15 protein-coding genes and 1 riboswitch are annotated in these 16,980 nt (G+C 72.7%); of the genes, 9 read left to right on the top strand and 6 right to left on the bottom strand.

The window, feature by feature from the left end:
- Positions 1-48: 48 nt before the first annotated feature.
- On the bottom strand, positions 49-1,374 hold the full coding sequence (locus tag O7598_RS19625) for a polysaccharide pyruvyl transferase family protein (RefSeq protein WP_091071564.1): 1,326 nt from the start codon (positions 1,372-1,374) through the stop codon (positions 49-51).
- A gap of 148 nt (positions 1,375-1,522) precedes the next feature.
- On the opposite strand from O7598_RS19625, the gene O7598_RS19620 reads away from it, so the two are divergent.
- The 4 genes from O7598_RS19620 (at position 1,523) to O7598_RS19605 (ending at position 5,619) form a co-directional block, all read left to right on the top strand.
- Entirely contained in the window at positions 1,523-2,692 is a 1,170-nt protein-coding gene (locus O7598_RS19620) for an acyltransferase family protein (protein ID WP_269692780.1), read from the top strand.
- A 130-nt stretch (positions 2,693-2,822) separates the two neighbouring features.
- The gene (locus O7598_RS19615; RefSeq protein ID WP_269692779.1) at positions 2,823-3,206 is read left to right on the top strand and encodes a hypothetical protein; all 384 of its coding nucleotides are present in this window, start codon (positions 2,823-2,825) and stop codon (positions 3,204-3,206) included.
- Positions 3,207-3,354: 148 nt separating this feature from the next.
- Positions 3,355-4,119, top strand: a complete 765-nt coding sequence (locus tag O7598_RS19610) for a hypothetical protein (protein ID WP_269692778.1) — start codon at positions 3,355-3,357, stop codon at positions 4,117-4,119.
- A 306-nt stretch (positions 4,120-4,425) separates the two neighbouring features.
- Positions 4,426-4,566: riboswitch (cyclic di-AMP (ydaO/yuaA leader) on the top strand.
- A gap of 207 nt (positions 4,567-4,773) precedes the next feature.
- Complete coding sequence (locus O7598_RS19605; protein WP_269692777.1) at positions 4,774-5,619, top strand: C39 family peptidase; 846 nt, start codon at positions 4,774-4,776, stop codon at positions 5,617-5,619.
- A gap of 66 nt (positions 5,620-5,685) precedes the next feature.
- Here the strand turns inward: O7598_RS19605 and O7598_RS19600 are convergent, their stop codons facing one another.
- Entirely contained in the window at positions 5,686-6,237 is a 552-nt protein-coding gene (locus tag O7598_RS19600) for a hypothetical protein (RefSeq protein WP_269692776.1), read from the bottom strand.
- 785 nt (positions 6,238-7,022) lie between these two features.
- Between O7598_RS19600 and O7598_RS19595 the strand changes: the two genes are divergently transcribed.
- Positions 7,023-7,796 carry an alpha/beta fold hydrolase gene (locus O7598_RS19595; protein ID WP_269692775.1) on the top strand — a complete coding sequence of 258 codons (774 nt, stop codon included), beginning with the start codon at positions 7,023-7,025 and terminating at the stop codon, positions 7,794-7,796.
- Between the two features lie 4 nt (positions 7,797-7,800).
- On the opposite strand, the gene O7598_RS19590 is transcribed toward O7598_RS19595, so the two are convergent.
- The 4 genes from O7598_RS19590 to O7598_RS19575 form a co-directional block, all read right to left on the bottom strand.
- The gene (locus O7598_RS19590; protein WP_269692774.1) at positions 7,801-9,477 is read right to left on the bottom strand and encodes a CDP-glycerol glycerophosphotransferase family protein; all 1,677 of its coding nucleotides are present in this window, start codon (positions 9,475-9,477) and stop codon (positions 7,801-7,803) included.
- A gap of 17 nt (positions 9,478-9,494) precedes the next feature.
- Positions 9,495-11,006 (bottom strand): bifunctional cytidylyltransferase/SDR family oxidoreductase, encoded by a 1,512-nt coding sequence (locus O7598_RS19585; RefSeq protein ID WP_269692773.1) that lies wholly within the window; start codon positions 11,004-11,006, stop codon positions 9,495-9,497.
- Positions 11,007-11,147: 141 nt separating this feature from the next.
- A complete protein-coding gene (locus tag O7598_RS19580) occupies positions 11,148-11,948 on the bottom strand; it encodes an ABC transporter ATP-binding protein (RefSeq protein WP_269692772.1) in 801 nt (266 codons plus the stop codon).
- Positions 11,941-12,843, bottom strand: coding sequence for an ABC transporter permease (locus O7598_RS19575; RefSeq protein WP_269692771.1), 903 nt, complete (start codon positions 12,841-12,843; stop codon positions 11,941-11,943). Before O7598_RS19575 ends, O7598_RS19580 begins: the two co-directional genes overlap by 8 nt.
- Positions 12,844-12,997: 154 nt before the next feature.
- Here O7598_RS19575 and O7598_RS19570 point away from each other — a divergent pair, with 154 nt between their 5' ends.
- From O7598_RS19570 to galE, 4 genes are all read left to right on the top strand, one after another.
- Positions 12,998-13,630, top strand: a complete 633-nt coding sequence (locus tag O7598_RS19570; protein ID WP_269692770.1) for a TetR/AcrR family transcriptional regulator — start codon at positions 12,998-13,000, stop codon at positions 13,628-13,630.
- Positions 13,631-13,779: 149 nt separating this feature from the next.
- Entirely contained in the window at positions 13,780-14,889 is a 1,110-nt protein-coding gene (locus tag O7598_RS19565) for a DegT/DnrJ/EryC1/StrS family aminotransferase (protein ID WP_269692769.1), read from the top strand.
- On the top strand, positions 14,886-15,887 hold the full coding sequence (locus O7598_RS19560) for a Gfo/Idh/MocA family protein (RefSeq protein ID WP_269692768.1): 1,002 nt from the start codon (positions 14,886-14,888) through the stop codon (positions 15,885-15,887). Before O7598_RS19565 ends, O7598_RS19560 begins: the two co-directional genes overlap by 4 nt.
- 2 nt (positions 15,888-15,889) lie before the next feature.
- A complete protein-coding gene (gene galE, locus O7598_RS19555) occupies positions 15,890-16,927 on the top strand; it encodes a UDP-glucose 4-epimerase GalE (RefSeq protein ID WP_269692767.1) in 1,038 nt (345 codons plus the stop codon).
- Positions 16,928-16,980: the final 53 nt, after the last annotated feature.

Here is a 16,980-nt window from a genome sequence, read left to right as displayed (position 1 = left end):
TGGTACGCGATCTCGGACACGCCCGCGATCGTACAGGCGTACGACCCTTCAGCGCCGCAGCAGCCGGCGGACCGGGTCCGGGACGGCCTGCTTGATCCGCTCGCGCAGCCCCTGCGTGCGCAGCGTGCGGAGGGTGTCGGTGAGCTTGAGGTTCTCGTCGCGGAGCCGCTGGATGCGGGTCACCAGCTCGGCGGGCGGGGTGGCGGCGGCCGGCCGGACGCCGGGCGGGAACTCCGTCTCGCGGACCCGCCGGTCGAACGCGGCGGCGCTGTCGCCGTCGGCGAACGAGGTGCCGAGGTCGTGCTTGGCCAGGAACCTGGTGATCGTGTCGAAGCGGTCCTTGTGGCCGGCGTTGAGCGCGGTGTAGTCGGCCTCCGCGTAGAGCTCGGCGGCATCGACGTCGGCCGGCACGTCCCGCATGATCCGGTGCGGGATGTCGAAGTAGCGGGCCAGTTCCAGGGTGCGGGAGTCGTGCGCGAAGAGGTAGCCGGGGGTACCGGCGATCAGCGCCGTGATGGTGCCGTGGATCCGGGTGCCGAAGTTGAAGTCGAAACCGGACAGGTGCGTCATCCACGTCCACGGGTCGACGAACATCCGCACCTTGTCCTCGACGAACAGCGGGTGCGAGGTGTGCAGCGGCATCTCGCTGCTCTTGCCCCGGTGCTCGGGCGCGTCGCCGTAGAGCAGCGTGCCGAGGGTCCGCAGGTCCTGCGGGATGTAGCACAGGTTCGGGTAGCGCTCCCGGTGGTGGCGGACCACCTGGGCCATCGAGGCGACGTAGGGGGAGATGGTCAGCGCGATCCGGGCGTCGGTGGTCAGCTCGGGCCGGCCCTTCTCCAGCCGGAAGTTGTCGCCGTGCAGGAACATCGACGGGCAGCCGATCTGCTCCACCGCGGAGAAGCCGAGGGTACGCAGGTAGCTCTCGGTGATCTCGCCGCGTACCCCGATGCTGTGCGAGCGGTCGAGCACCGCCCGGCAGAACGCGCTGACCGCGTCGTCGATCGGGCGCAGGTACTCCCGGTCGCCGTCGACGTTCGTCTGCACCCCGACGCCGAGGACCACCACCGGGATCTTGAGCCGTTCGATCAGCCGGGTGAGCGGTTCGAGGCGGTGTGCGAAGCTGCGGCGGAAGGCGTTGGCCAGCGGGACGACGAAGACGTCGTGGCGCTCGTTGATCTCGTCGGCGTCGCGCGGGTCGGCGGGCTTGCGGGTCGCGGTGATCTCCGCCGTGGAGGTGGCCAGCAGCTTGTGCGCGGCATGGCTGAACACCAGGTTGCCGGTGTTGTCGCTGATCCAGTTGCGGCCGAAGGTCTCCTCCGGCGTCAGAACGTCGAACGGGCCCTTGCGGGCGCGGAGGAGGATCCTCTGGTGCATCCGGCTGCTCACCTTCCGATACGGCCCGACGGGCGCCGGCCGGGCGCCCGCAGGTGCGGGAACGGAAATCCTATCCGCCCCCCGCCGGTGACCGTCCGGACGCCGCCGCACCGGAGTCCGCCGCATACCACCCGGTAGGGTGCCCGGGATGACCAGTGCCCCGACCACCGCCCGCACGCCGCGGCTGCCGTCGCTGACCGGGCTGCGGTGGATCGCCGCCCTGCTGGTCTTCGGCTTCCACGCGGGCACCATGCGGATCATCGCCGAGCCGCAGTGGAAGGCGGTGATGGACAAGGCCTTCAGTCTCGGCCTGTCCGGCGTCGAGTTCTTCTTCATCCTCAGTGGATTCGTCCTGGTCTGGTCGTACCGCGACGGCGAGCGCGCGTGGACGTTCCTGCGCCGCCGGTTCGCCAAGATCTACCCGAACCACGTGGTGACGTTCCTGGCGGCGCTGGTGGTGGCGGCATGGTTCGCCGACCCGGTCCTGCCGTGGGCCGCGATCGGCAACCTCTTCCTGGTCCAGGCGTGGATCCCGCTCAACGGCTACTTCTACAGCGTCAACAACGTGAGCTGGTCACTCTCCTGCGAGCTGGCCTTCTACCTGTGCCTGCCGCTGGTGGTGCCGTGGCTGCGCCGGGCCGGCAGCGGCTGGCTGCGGGTGGTGCTGGTCGCCGCGCCGCTGCTGATCCTGGCGCTCTGGCCCGCCCAGCAGCTGGTGCCGGAGGACCAGCGGTGGTGGTTCACCCAGATCTTCCCGGTCACCCGGTCCTTCGAGTTCTGGATGGGCGCGGCGGCGGCCGAGCTGATGCGCCGCCGGCACTGGCGTGGCCCCGACCTCACCACGGCCAGCCTGACCTTCGTCGCCACCTGGGTGGTCGCCGCGCTGTGGATCCCGGCCGAGTTCTGGGCGGCGCTGCTCGCCGTGGCGTACCTGCTGGTCATCGCCGCCGCGGCGGACGCCGACGTGCGGGGCCGGCGGACCCCGTGGCGGTCGCGTCCGATGGTCTGGCTCGGCGAGGTCTCGTTCGCGTTCTACCTGGTCCACGTGCTGGTCATGGTGACCGTGCTGCGGCTCACCGGTGACTGGGGCACCGGCCTGCCCGGATGGCGGGGCCCGCTCGCGGTGCTCGGCTTCCTGTTGCTCACCCTGGCGCTCGCCGCCGCCCTGCACCGCTGGGTGGAGGTGCCGATGATGCGCCGCCTCGGCCCGCCGCGGCGGGCCCGCCGGGAGCCGGCCGCCGCCGTGCCGGCGCCGAGGCCGGCCGCCGACGACGCCTCCCGCTCCGTCGAGTACGCCGGGCGGCGCCGGCCGGACTGAGCCGTGCGGCCGCCCCGGCGTGACGGTGTCCCGGGCGGGTGCCGGCGCCGGTCGTCGGCGTCGTTCGTCGGGGTGTCGCGACACGCCGAGCGGCGGTGCGCGGTGGTGGGATCGGCGGTAATTTGTACCCGTGCTTCCGATCGCGCTCACCTGCCCCGTGTGGTGGGTGGCGCGCTGGGCCGCACGGATGCTGGCCAGCCTGGCCGTGGTGGTGGCCTTCTCGCTCGGCACCGCCACGTTGCCGGCCGGCGCCTCCGCGACCGCGCCGGCCCCGACCGGTCCGGCCGCCGGCCTGACGATCCGCACCGCCGCCGGCTCGCCGGCCGCCGCGCGAGCGGAGCGCGACGACACCGCCGCACGGCAGCGTGACCTCGCCGCCGCACGGCAGGACGCCTCCGTCGGCGTTGCGCGGCCGCAGCCGGAGGGCGTCGCCGCGCCGCCGACCGGCCGGCTCCCGCTCCCGGGCGGCCGACCGCCGGCTCCGGCCGGCCCGCGAGCGCCGCCCACCCGCTGACCCGCCACGGGCCTGGCCCGTGCCGCCGTCCACCGAACCTCACCCGCGCCCGCCCGTCGGCGGTCGGCGGCGGCCGAATCCCGGCCGCGCCCCGCCCCGACCGGCCCGTGCGGATCCTCCCGCCATCGTCTCCCGTGAGGTGCCGACCATGTCGCAGACCGTTCTCCTCAACTTCCTCACCGCGGTTCCCGAGGCCGCCGCCATCTGGTCGGCCCTGACCGTGCTCGCCCTCGTCCTGCTCGCCGTGCTGGTCGCCCGTCCCGAGCGCGACGGCGCCGCCGAGATCGAACCCGACCCGGTCGACGTCGAAGCCGCCCACCACGCCGACCTGGCCCGCTACGCCGACGAGGTGGCGGTGGCCGCCGCCGGTGCCGGGCAGACCGCCCGCCGCCGCCGCGAGCGGTGGCTGGCCGCGCAGAGCACCGCGGACCGGGCCTGGACCGCCTACGACGAGGCCGACGCCGCGACGCGCCGCCTGGCCGGCGCCGGCGCGCTGCCCGCCCCGCACACCCCGCACACCCCGGCGGAGTACGCGGCGCGGGAACGCTGGCTGCACCACGCCGCGATGGCGGCGCACTGGCGCGGTGACCTGACCGCCCGCCAGCTCGCCGACGTGCTGGCCCACCGCAACGGGTGGGACCCGCGCCGCCATCCGGCCGAGCAGGAGCTCGTGCTGGCCCGCACGGTCCGCGACGGGCGGCGGGCCGGCTGGGAGACGGCCGCCGAGCGGGAGCGCCTGGCCTGGCGGGACGCCGAGTTGGCCGCCGAGTCGGCCCGGACGCTCGCCGCCGAGGCGTACGCGGCAGCCGTGGCACTGCGGCCCGTTCCGCCGCCCCGGGCGGCGGCCGTGACCCGCGTCCCGGTCCCGGCGGCCGTGCGCAGCGCCCGCTGGCGGCCGGCCCGGGTGGGCTGAGCGGCCGGCGTCGACCGAATCGTTACCGAGTGTGGTGAGCCCGGTCACCGGCATGTCTCGGGAGCCGGTCGCCGGGGTCGATGACCGGTGCCGCGCCCGATGCCCGTTTTCCCGCCGTCCGGATGTCCCGCTTTCCGCCGGCCGGTGCCGTCGACGCCCCTTGTCCCATTGAGGGAAGTGGGTGACCGGCTGTTCCGAATCCGTAGGCACCACGGGCGTTTGCGCAGGTAGAGCCGCTTGGCAGGGCGTGTACCCACCGGTAGTGTCGGCGCGTCCGGTGCGGTTCTCGATCGCCGATGGCGACGCCGCGCCGACCCGCCTAATCGTGCACACACGAACCGGGGACCCACAGCAACACCGGGGTGAATCCGCGAGCCACGGCCGCGGTAGGGCGTACTTCCCGCCCGAATCCGTCAGCTAACCCGGTCGGCGGTCACGGAAGGAGTTCGCGCCTCGTGCCCACCACCCCCCGATCGTCCCCCCGCCTCCACGGCCACCGGGTGCCGACGCTCGCCTGACCGGCGACACGCACCCGACCCCTTGCCCGCCCGGTCGTCCGGGCGTCGCTTCCCGCGGCCCTGCCGCCCTTCAGCGCGTGTGAGTTCCTCCGCGCGCCGGGCCGGCGCGTGCCGCTCACCCCCGTGGAGGAACACCGTGAAGCACCACCTGAAGCGTCAGCTGCGGCGGCTCGCGACCGAGCGCCCGTACCAGATCATGGCCGGTTCGGCCGCCGCCCTCGTGCTGGCCGCCGGCGCCGGCGCCGCCCTCACCACCGACGACGCCCCGGCCCGGACGGAGAACACCGCCTCGGTGGCCGACCTCGGTTCCCGGCTCGGCGACACCGCCAGCCGCAGTGAGGCCCGGATCGCCGTCCCGTCGCCGAGCGCGTCACCCAGCGCCTCACCGAGCGCGTCGCCCCGGCCCAGCGCCAGCGCCTCACCCTCGGCGAAGGCCGCCGACCCGGACACCACCCGCAAGGCCAAGCCGAAGCCGCCGTCGCGCAAGGTGCTCGACTACGACTACCAGGCGCAGACCACCTACTACTACTGCGGCCCGGCCGCGGTCCGCAACGCGCTCAGCGCCACCGGCATCGAGCGCAGCCAGGACACCCTGGCCGTGGCCCTCGGCACCACCGAGATGGGCACCAACTCCGCCGAGGACACCACCCGGGTGCTCAACCAGCAGGTCAAGGGCGACCCGTACCGGACCCGCATGATCCCCGGCGCGGCCACCCGCGGGCAGATCGACCAGCTCCAGGCCGACGTCGTCCGGGCGGTCAACAACAACCGGGCCGTCGTGTCGAACATCGTCGGTGACGCCACCGACACCAATGGCGGCTGGCACTCGTTCCCGGGCGGCCACTACATCGCGGTGGTCGGGTACCAGAACGACGGCCGAACCGTGCGGATCGCCGACTCGGCCGACCCGTCGCTGCCGTCGTACTGGGTCAGCACCATCGACCTGGCGAACTGGATGGCCACGCGCGGTTACTCCGCCTGACCTCTTCTTCCCGGTACGCGTGAAGGCCGGCACCCGTCGTTCGGGTGCCGGCCTTCGCGCGTGTGCTTACTTGGTCCAGTGCTGGTTGACCAGGTCGGTGGCCTGCTTCTCCCACTGCGCGTAGGCGTCCGGGTAGGCCGACACCTGCACGGTCTGGGCGGCCTTGGTCAGGGGCATGTCCTGCCAGCCGTCGACCTGCTTGAGGCCCTTGAGGAAGGACAGGGTGGAGTACTCGGGGTCGGTGATCTGCTCCGGGGTGCCCCAACCGGAGGAGGGGCGCTGCTGGAACAGGCCCAGCGAGTCGTGGTCGTTCTTGTCGCCGAGGTGGCCGAGGTTCTCCAGCTTCGACTCCTGCAGGGCGGTGGCGATCGAGATGATCGCGGCGCGCTCGGGCAGGCCGGCCTTCTTCGTCGCGGCGATGATCGCCTTGACGTTGGCGGTCTGCTCGTCGTTGAGGGTGATGGTGGACTGCTCACCCTGCACACTCGCGGCGGCGACGGGCTTGCCAGCGGCGTGGGCGGGGGTGTCGGCGTGGGCGGCGATCGGACCGGCGAACACACCACCGGTGAAGGCCAGACCAGCAATACCGAGAATGCTCTTGCGCAGGATCGTGTTCATGGTGAGGGCTCCATTCGGGGGTCGACACACCGGGGGGTGTGTGGGCACCGTCAGGCGCTCAATGACTGGGGGGGGTCCGGCGTGCTCGCGGGGCCGGGGCCTCGTCGCGGGTGCCGGGAGTGTGTGTAACGACCGGGCGGCCACCGTCATTCCCGGGACCGTCACCACGGGGGATGCGGGCTTCGGGGTGCAGTGGGCGGCCTCGCGGGGATGCGGGTCGGCCCCACTCGGGGCTGGCGGCGCGATGCGCTCGCCTTGCTCGGTCGTTCACCCGTCTACAACGCCCCGCACCCCGCGACGATTCCATCGCCAGGGTGCCGCCCACCACCCCCGAACCGGACACCTCACCCCACCCGGAACACCCGGTGACAGACCACCGGCACCCCGCGAGCCGCCCGCTCCGTCACCCGACAACCCGCACGCCGCGGGCCACATCCCGGCCCCGCAGACACCCACCCCGTTCCACCCACCGCAATGTCGCCCCACGCCCGGAACGCCATGGGTGTCTGAAGGCCCCACGGACACCCATGGCGTTCCACCCCAGCCCCGCGCGCCCGGCGACTGGAACGTCATGGGTGTCTCGGGGTCGCGCAGGCGTCCGTGGCGTTCCACCCGCGCCTCACTGGCCCGGCGACTGGAACGTCCTGGGCGTCTCGAGGCCGCGCAGGCGTCCGTGGCGCACCCGTCCCGCCGCCGGCGTGGCGAGGGCTGCCAGTGCAACGTCGACCAGGGTGGGGCGGGTTCGGTCTCGCGTGGCGTGTCCGTCCGGTGGCAGACTGCGCCGTATGGGCGATACGGCGGCGACGGCGACCCGTCACCTGGTGCTTCTGCACGGCATGGGTGCCACCGGTGAAGTGTGGTTGCCGTGGGCGCCGCTGCTGGAGCGTCGCTGGCCCGGCCGCTGGCTCGCCCCCGACCTGGCCGGCCACGGCTGGTCGCCGCCGCTGACCGAGTATTCCTTCGCGGCCCTGGCGCAGCGTGCGGCGGACGGCCTCGGGTCGGTTCGGCTCGGCCCGAACGACCGGCTCGTGCTGCTCGGGCACTCGCTCGGTGGCGTGGTGGCGCTGGCGTTGGCCGCCCGGCAGCGCGGGCTGCCCGTCGACGCCGTGGTGGGGCTCGGCATCAAGGTGGCCTGGTCACCGGCCGAGCTGGCCAAGGCCGAGGAACTGGCCGCCCGGCCGGTGACCTGGTTCGCCACCCGGGACGAGGCGGCCCGTCGCTATCTGCGGGTCTCCGGGCTGGCCGGGCTGTTCGCCCCCGACCACCCGGTGGTCGACGCGGGGCTGCGCCGGGAGGACGGCCACGCCCAGCGCGGTGACGGTCGCTGGCGGCTGGCCATGGATCCGGCCGCGTTCGCGGTGGGGGAACCCCGGCTGCCCGCCCTGCTGGCCGCCGTCGACGTGCCGGTGCTGCTGGCGCGGGGCGAGCTGGATCCGATGGTGACCGATGCGCAGCTCAAGGAGTTGGGGGTGCCGGTGGCCACGCTGCCGGGGCTGGGCCACAACGCGCACGTCGAGGACCCTGCCGCGGTGCTCGCGCTGCTCGACGCGTACCTCTGAGGGGTCAGACGGCCGCGCGCGGCGACGGGACGGCGAAGTCCGGTTCCAGCTCGTGGCGGGCGGCGGCGAGGAACGCCTCGGCGTAGCGGTCGGCGGGGAAGTCGCCCAGGTAGCGGCTCCGGGCCGCCCAGCGCTCCGCGACCTTCGGGTCGGTGTCGAGCAGCGCGGTGAGCACCTCGTCCACGTTGGACATGTCTCGGCGCAGCACGTAGCCGGAGGACGCCAGCGGGAACCGGGCGACGAAGTGCTCGCCGTCCGCGCCGGTGTCGGTGACCGCGTACGGCTTGCCGGAGTAGAGCCAGTCGGAGATGACGCCGGAGACGTCGGAGACCAGCGCGTCGGCGCGGTTGACGCACTCGGTCAGCGTCAGGTCCCGGGCCGCCGCCGCACCCCACAGGTGCGGGCGGCCGGTCTTCGCCCGGTCGGCGGCGAGCAGTTCGGTGAGCCGGGCGAGCTGCCGGGCCGAGGCCGGGTTCCGGTCGGTGTAGGGGTGGGCGCGCAGGATCACCGCCGCCCCGCGGTCGATCAGCCGGCGGATCAGCGTCTCCGCCACCGGAAGCGAGCAGTAGTTGGCGTCGGCGTGGTGCCCGGTCCAGGTCGGCGTGTAGAGGACGGTCGGGTGCGCCGACGTGGGTGCGGGCTCCCGGCGTACCTCGATGGCCTCGACCTGGGGGCGGCCGACCACGACGAACTTCTCGGCGGGGATCTCCACGCCGGCCCGGGCGTACCTGTCGATCGCCGCCGGTCCGGCCACGAAGATCTTGTCGAAGATCGCGGACACCGGGTTGGCGCTGGGCGCCTTGTCGCTGTCGCCGTGGTGCAGCTGCACGTGGGTGAGCTGGTGGAACCGGATGCAGTGGGCGTTCTTCGCGCCGTGGTTGACGTAGAAGGCCACCCGCAGGCTGGGCACCAGCGCCTCGTCCAGGGCCTTCAGCGTCGGGCAGAGGACGACCGGCGCGCGGGTCGCGGCGGCCACCGTGGCGAGGAACTCCGGTTCGCGCAGCACCACCAGGAACGGCCGGCCGATCCGCTCCAGGTAGGGCAGCCACATCGTGACCTGGTATTCCGAGCCGGGCGGGGCGGAGAAGTGCAGCACGAACTCCGGCTGGTGCCGGCGCAGCGCCCGGCCGATCGGGCCGCCCCCGGCCGGCGGGCGGAACCGACGCCGGGCGAGGTCGAGCGCCACCGCGGCGCAGCCGGCGCCGACGAGCAGCGTGGCGGCCAGCGGCAACCAGGCGGGCAGGACGAGCGCGGCGGCGAGCGCCACCAGGGCGAGCAGCACCAGCAGGGCGTCGCCGAGTCGGGCGGCGACCGGCGGAGCCCAGGCGCGGACCGGCAGGTTGGCCGCCCGGATCTCCAGCGCGCCGGCCTGGCGCAGCGGGCCGACCAGCAGGACCAGGCCGAGCAGGACCAGCGCGGTGGCGGCGAGCGCCGGGTCGAAGCCGTCGTCGGCCCGGCGGGCGTAGCCGACCAGGATGCCGGCGGCCACCAGCACCGTCTCGACGAGCCCGTCGGCGTTGGGCCGGACCCGGCGCTCCCAGGCGGTGGCGGCCAGCGCGGCGACCGCCACGGCGAGCCCGGCGCCGGTGGCGCCGGTGAACGCCACGACGAGGAACGCCAGCACCGCCAGCCCGCTGGTCAGCACCCGGGCGGTCAGCTTCCGGACCAGGTCACCACGCATCTGGCTCGTCCCGTCGATCAGGCGTTCACGTCGGTGGGCAACTGCTCCACGGCGTGCGCGCCGGGCTGGGCGGGCACCGCCGCCACCGGTTCCCCGGGCGCCCGGCGGACGTCGACCACCTGGCCGGTCAGCTCGGAGATGAGGACGTCCAGGGAGGCCTGGGCGACCGCCTCGGAGGCGAGCAGCGTGTGCTCCGGCTCCTCGCCGAACGCCTTGGTGCGCATCGGGGTGGCGGTGCGCTCCGGATTGACGCAGTTGACCCGTACGCCGAACTCCGCCCACTCGTCGGCGAGCGCCTGGGTCAGGTTGACCAGCGCGGCCTTGGTGGCCGAGTAGAGCGCGTAGCGCGCCCGGCCCCGGGTGTAGGAGCTGGACGTGTAGAGCAGCAGCTGGCCCTTGGTCTGCTGGAGGTAGGGCAGCGACTGCCGGGCGATGGTGACCGGGCCGACGAAGTTGACGTGCAGGAGACGGTCCATCGTCTCGTCGTCCATCTCGGCGAGCGCGCCCTTCTCCAGGATCCCGGCGGTGACCACCACGTGGTCGATCCGGCCGGTCGCCTCGAACGCGGTCTTCAGCGCGGCGGCCACGTCCTCGGCACGCTCGACGTGGGTGCCGGTGGTGGAGCGGCTGAACGGGAAGACCTGGGCGCCGTAGCGGCGGGCCAGTTCGGTGAGGTCGTGGCCGATGCCGTAGCTGCCGCCGAAGACCACGATGGTCCGGCCGGTCAGCTCCTCGGCGTAGCTGCGGTGGTCGGTCAGCCGGGGCGCCTGGGCGGCGGCGAGCTGGAAGAGCTTGTCGGCCAGGTGCACGTCGACCGGGTGGGTGACCTTGATGTTCTCGTCCGAGCCGTCGATCACCTTGATCGGCGTGCCGGGCAGGTAGCGCAGCACCACGCCGCAGTCGTCGGTGGCGGCGAAGTCGCTGTCGCCCTCGGCCCGCCGGTAGGCCTCCCGGATGGTGCCGGAGCGGAACGCCTGCGGGGTCTGGCCGCGGCGCAGGCGGGACCGGACCGGGATGTCGGTGATGCACTCGTCCGCGTCGACCTGGATGATCGTGTCGGCGGAGGGGATGGCGACGTCGACCGCCGAGTAGCTCCAGAGCGCGTTCACGCACTCGCGCACGATCCGGGCGCTGACCAGCGGACGGACGGCGTCGTGGAAGAGGATGTTGACGTCACCCTCGCCGACCGCGTCGAGCGCGATGCGGGTGGTGTCGTTGCGGGTGTCGCCGCCCTCGATCACCTTGGTGACCTTGCGGAAGCCGGCGCCGGCGACGATCCGCTCGGCGTCCGGCACGTGGCCGGTGGCCATCAGCACGATGATCTCGTCGATCTCCGGCGCGGCCTCGAAGACGGCCAGGGTGTGCTCGATGATCGGCTTGCCGGCGATCTTCAGCAGCTGCTTCGGGATGCCCAGGCCGAGGCGGGTCCCGGTCCCTCCGGCGAGGATCACGGCCACCGTGCGCGCGGGTCGCCAGGGTGCCGGGCTCGCCGGCGCGGCGTCCGGTGCGGTGGTGTGGTCCTGCGTCATTGCCGTTCCTCACTCTGGGTGGAAGGGGATCGGTGCGTCGGTGACCGGTTGGTGAACTTTGACCGACGGACCAGAGAACCTTAACGCGGACGGCGGAGCGCACCGCTTCGGGCGGGAGCCCGGGCGGTGCGCTCCGCCGGGCTACTTCTGGTTCTCGTACGCGTCGCAGACCTCGGCGGTCGGGCCGTCCATCTTCAGCACGCCGCCCTCCAGCCAGATGGTCCGCTCGCAGGTGTCGCGGATGGTGCCGATCCCGTGGCTGACCAGGAAGACCGTGCCGGCGCTGGCGCGCAGTTCGCGGACCCGCTCCTCGCTGCGGGCCCGGAACTTCCGGTCACCGGTGGCCAGTGCCTCGTCGATGAGCAGCACGTCGTGCTTCTTCGCGGCGGCGATGGCGAACCGCAGCCGGGCGCCCATACCGGACGAGTAGGTGCGCATCGGCAGCGAGGCGAAGTCACCGCGCTCGTTGATGCCGGAGAACTCGATGATCTCCGGGGCGAGCCGCTTGACCTCCTCCGGGTGCATGCCCATGGCCAGGCAGCCGAGCACCACGTTGCGCTCGCCGGAGAGGTCGTTGAGCAGCGCGGCGTTCACCCCGAGCAGGGACGGCTGGCCCTGGGTGTAGACCGCGCCGCGGGCCGGCGGGAGCAGCCCGGCGATGGCCCGCAGCAGGGTCGACTTGCCGGAGCCGTTGCTGCCGATCAGGCCGATCGCCTCGCCCTGGTAGGCGGTGAAGCTCACGCCCTTGACGGCGTGCACCTCGCGGATGTTCGGCGCCTTGGTCCGGGAGGTGATCCGCTTGAGCGCGGAGACCGGGCTGGTGCCGCCGGTAGCGCCCTTGTGGATCCGGTAGATCACGTGCACGTCGTCCACCACCACGGTGGGGATGCGGCCCGAGTCGATCACCGGGCCGGCGTTCACCGGCAGGGTCTGCTCAGCCACGGCCGTACTCCTTCTCTCCGCGCCAGAAGTAGATGAAGCCGCCGATGCCCACCACCACGGCCCAGCCCACCGCGAGCAGCCAGAGCTTGGTGGGGGAGGAGACCAGGTTCTGCTGGTGGGAGTCGAGCAGCGCGTGCCGGGCCAGCTCGATGAAGACCAGCGGCGGGTTGCACTCCAGCAGGTTCGCCGCCCAGCCGGGCAGGTGCTGGCGGAACAGCGAGACCGGGTAGAGCACGCCGGAGGCGTACAGCCAGGTCCGCATCACGAACGGCATGATCTGCCGCAGGTCGGTGACCTTGGAGCCGATCCGGGCCATCACCATCGACAACCCGATGTTGAAGATCGTCTGGAGCAGCAGCATCGGCACGATGAACAGCCACCGGAAGGTGAGTGGCTCGCCGGTGAACAGCACGATGGCGGCCAGCACGATCATGGACATGAGCAGCTGCTGGAGCTGGACCAGGGTGACCGTGATCGGCAGCGCCGCCCGGGGGAACTGGAGCGCCCGGATCAGCCCGAGGTTGCTGGTGATCGCGCTGGTGCCGTTCGACACCGCGGTCTGGGTGAACATGAAGATGAACACGCCGGTGCAGAGGTACGCGATGAAGTTCGACACGTTCCGGTGCTGGGACAGGATCACGCCGAAGATCAGGTAGTAGACCGCCGCGTTGGTCAGCGGGGTCAGCACCTGCCAGAGCTGGCCGAGCTGGGTGTTGCTCAGCGAGGAGGCGACCTTCGCCCGCGAGTACGCGGTCATGAAGTGTCGGTAGGCCCACAGCCGGCGGGCGTACTCGGCCAGTGGTGGGCGCTCGCCGGCGACCCGAAGCCCGTACCGCTGGGCCAGTTGGGCCCGGGTCAGTCCGGATTCGGGATCGGCCACCGCGGTGTTGGCCATGATCAGGCGCTCCGATCTTTCGTGCTGATGGGGAGCAGTGCGGTGAAGACATCCAGCGTGGCCGGGCGGGGAGGAGCCGCCTCGCTGCTGCATGGAAGGTAGTCCACCGAACGTCGGGACGCAACCGTACCGTCGTTGCGCTACATTGTTCCACGTGACGACCGAGAAGAGGCGCGCCCCGGCCGGTGCGGCGGTGCTGCGCGGCGAGATCACCACCGCCATCCGCGCCGCCGTGATGCAGGAGCTGGCCGAGGTCGGCTACGGACGCCTGTCGATCGAGGCGGTGGCCCGGCGGGCCGGGGTGAGCAAGACCGCCATCTACCGGCGCTGGCGTTCCAAGCTCGACCTGGTGCTGGACATGGTCTCCGCGGTGGCCGGGCGCAACCTGCCCCTGCTGGACACCGGAAGCCTGCTCGGCGACCTGGAGATCCTGCTGCACGTGATGGCGCGTGCGTTGCGTCACCGGCTGGCCGCGCAGATCATCCCGGACCTGCTCGCCGAGGCGGCCCGCAACCCGCAGATCGGGGAGAAGCTCCAGGCCGCGCTGGACGACTACCAGCAGGCCGTCGGCCGGATCCTGATCGGCCGGGCGGTCGAGCGCGGCGAGCTGTCGCCGGACACCGACCGGCGGGCGGCGGTCGACCTGATCGTCGGGCCGATCTACTGGCGGATGGCCATCTCCCGGGCCCCGCTGAAGACCGCGGAGGTGCCCCGCATGGCCGCCGCGATCGTCGCGGCGCTGCGGGTAGCATGCGTGGGGCCCGTCCGCGACGAGGTGGAAGTGTGAAGCTCGACGAGGTCGCCGGCGCCCACGCGCCGATCATGAACAGTGCGCAACATCGGGTCGGACACTGAGCGCGAAATCAGCGCTTGCCACCCAGACCGTTACCATCCCCCGGAACGTCCCCCACAGTCACGTCGACAGGAGGAAGCCCCATGGTCGGGCCGCATCCAGAGTTCATTCCCCCAGCACGACCGATCATCGGCGAGGCCGAGATCGAGGCGGCTGTCCGGGTGCTGCGGAGCGGCCGGGTCGTGCAGGGCCCCGAGGTCGCGGCGTTCGAGGAGGAGTTCGGTGACCTGGTCGCCGGGCGGCACTGCGTCGCCGTCAACTCCGGCACCTCGGCGCTCCAGCTCACCCTGATGGCGCTCGGGTTCGGCCCGGGCGACGAGGTCATCGTCCCGTCGTTCTCGTTCGCGGCCAGCGGCAACGCGGTCCGGCTGGTCGGCGCCGAGCCGGTCTTCGTGGACATCGAGCCGGGCAGCTTCTGCGTCGACCCGGAGGCGATCGCCGCCGCGATCACGCCGAAGACCGTGGGCATCATGCCGGTGCACCTCTACGGCCACCCCGCCGCGATGGACCGGATCATGGAGATCGCGCAGCAGCACGGCCTGGCCGTCGTCGAGGACGCCGCGCAGGCCCACGGCGCCGAGCTGAACGGCACCCCGGTGGGCGCCTTCGGCACCGCCGGCTGCTTCAGCTTCTATCCCACCAAGAACATGCACTCGCTCGAGGGTGGCATGATCACCACCGCCGACGCCGAGCTGGCGCGCACCCTGCGGCTGCTGCGCAACCAGGGCATGGAGCAGCGGTACGCCAACGAGATCGTCGGCGCCAACATGCGGATGACCGACGTCGCCGCCGCGATCGGCCGGGTGCAGCTCACCCAGCTCGCCGACTGGACCGAGCAGCGCCGCGCCAACGCCAAGTTCCTCGACTCCGCCATCACCGGCATGGTCACCCCGCCGGTCGCCGACGGTGCCAAGCACGTCTACCACCAGTACACGGTGCGGGTACGGGGCGACCGCGACGCCGCCCAGGCCCGCCTCACCGAGCTGGGCATCGGCAACGCGGTCTACTACCCGACCCCGATCCACCGGCTCAAGCCCTACCTGACCCAGGACGGCACGCCCGGCCCGTGGGACCTGCCGGAGACCGAGCGGGCCGCCGCCGAGGTGGTCTCGCTGCCGGTGCACCCGTCGCTGACCCAGCCCGAGCTGGAGCGCATCGCCGAGGGCGCGAACCTCGCCGGGGGTGCCCGATGAGCAAGCTGCGAGCCGGCCTGATCGGCCTCGGCGCCATGGGACGCAACCACGCCCGGGTGCTGTCGAACCTGGACGGTGTCGAGCTGGTCGGCGTGGTCGATCCGGCCGGCGACGTGACCGGCACGCTGCGCGCCCCGGTGGTTCCCGAGGTGAGCGACCTCATCGCCCTGGGCGTCGACTACGCGGTGGTCGCCTGCCCGACCGCGCTGCACGAGAAGGTCGGCCTGGAACTGGCCGCCAACGGCGTCTGCGCGCTGATCGAGAAGCCGCTGGCCCAGTCCGTCGAGGCCGCCACCAAGCTGGTCGAGGCGTTCGAGGCCGCCGGTCTGGTGGCCGGGGTGGGGCACATCGAGCGCTACAACCCGGCCCTGCAGAGCCTGCGGACCCGGCTGGAGGCCGGCGAGCTGGGCGAGGTGTTCCAGGTCGTCACCCGCCGCCAGGGCCCGTTCCCGCACCGGATCGCCGACGTCGGCGTGGTGATGGACCTGGCCACCCACGACATCGACCTGACCGCCTGGGTCACCGGCCGGGAATACACCTCCGTGTCCGCGCACACCGTCTCGCGCAGCGGCCGGCTGCACGAGGACATGGTGGCCGTGGTCGGCCAGCTGAGCGACGGCACGATGGTCAACCACCTGGTCAACTGGCTGAGCCCGCTCAAGGAGCGGTCCACGGTGGTCACCGGCGACAAGGGCTGCTTCGTCGCCGACACGCTCACCGCGGACCTCACCTTCTACGCCAACGCCGCGATCGACACCGAGTGGGAGGCGCTGCGCGCGTTCCGGGGTGTCGCCGAGGGCGACATGGTCCGCTTCGCGATCCCCAAGCGGGAGCCGCTGCTGGTGGAGCACGAGCGGTTCCGCGACGCGGTCGAGGGCAAGGACAGCGACATCGTCACCCTCCGCCAGGGCCTGCGGACCGTCGACGTGGCCGGCGCGGTGCTGCGTTCCGCGGCCGAGCGCGCCACGGTGGCCATCCCGCCGGCGGCGCGGAGCTGACCGTGAAGGTTCTGATCGCTGGCGGAGCCGGCTTCATCGGCAGCACCATCGCCTCGGCCTGCCTGGACGCCGGCATCACCCCGGTGATCCTGGACAATCTCAGCACCGGGCGGGCGGAGTTCGTCGAGAACCGCATCTTCTACCGCGGTGACATCGCCGACTCGGCGCTGATCGACCGGATCTTCGCCGAGCATCCGGACATCGAGGCGGCGGTGCACTGCGCCGCGCTCATCGTCGTCCCGGACTCGGTCGCGCACCCGTTGCGCTACTACCGGGAGAACGTCGGCAAGACCGTCGAGTTCCTCGACGCGCTGGTGGCCAACGGGTGCGGCCGGTTCCTGTTCAGCTCCTCCGCGGCGATCTACCAGCCGGGGGACGACTTCGCGGTCGACGAGACCTCCCCGGTCGCGGCCACCAGCCCGTACGGGGAGAGCAAGGCGATGGTCGAGCGGGTGCTGGCGGACAGCGCCCGCGCGTACCCCCTGCGGGTGATCTCGCTGCGCTACTTCAATCCGGTCGGCGCCGACCCGAAGATGCGCACCGGCCTGCAGTTGCCGCGCCCGTCGCACGTGCTCGGCAAGATGATCGAGTCGGCCCGCACCGGCACCACGTTCCAGGTCACCGGCGCCGACTGGCCGACCCGGGACGGCTCCGGCATCCGCGACTACGTGCACGTGTGGGACCTCGCGCAGGCCCACGTCGAGGCGCTGCGCCGGTTCGACACGGTGCTCGCCGGCGACCGCCGGTACGAGGTGTTCAACCTCGGCACCGGCGACGGCACGACGGTGCGGGAGTTGCTGGACGCCTTCAACACCGTGCTCGGCCGGCCCATCCCCACGGTGGTGGCGCCGCGCCGGCCCGGTGACTCGGCCGGCACCTACACCCGCAGCGACCGGGCCCGCCGCCATCTCGGCTGGGCGCCGACGCTCTCCCTCGCCGAGGGGATCCAGCACTCGCTCCAGTGGGCCGAGCTGCGCGACGAGTTGCTCGGTCCGGCGGACGACGCGGCCGGGGCGGCACGCGTGCCCGCTCCCCGCTGAGCCACCAGCACGAGAAGGGGCCCCACCGGTTCGCCGGTGGGGCCCCTTCGTCG

Source organism: Micromonospora sp. WMMC241 (genome assembly GCF_027460165.1).
GTDB classification, from domain to species: Bacteria; Actinomycetota; Actinomycetes; order Mycobacteriales; family Micromonosporaceae; genus Micromonospora; species Micromonospora humi.
Note: the sequence above shows the minus strand (reverse complement) of the source record. Positions and strands in the feature narration are given on the sequence as shown.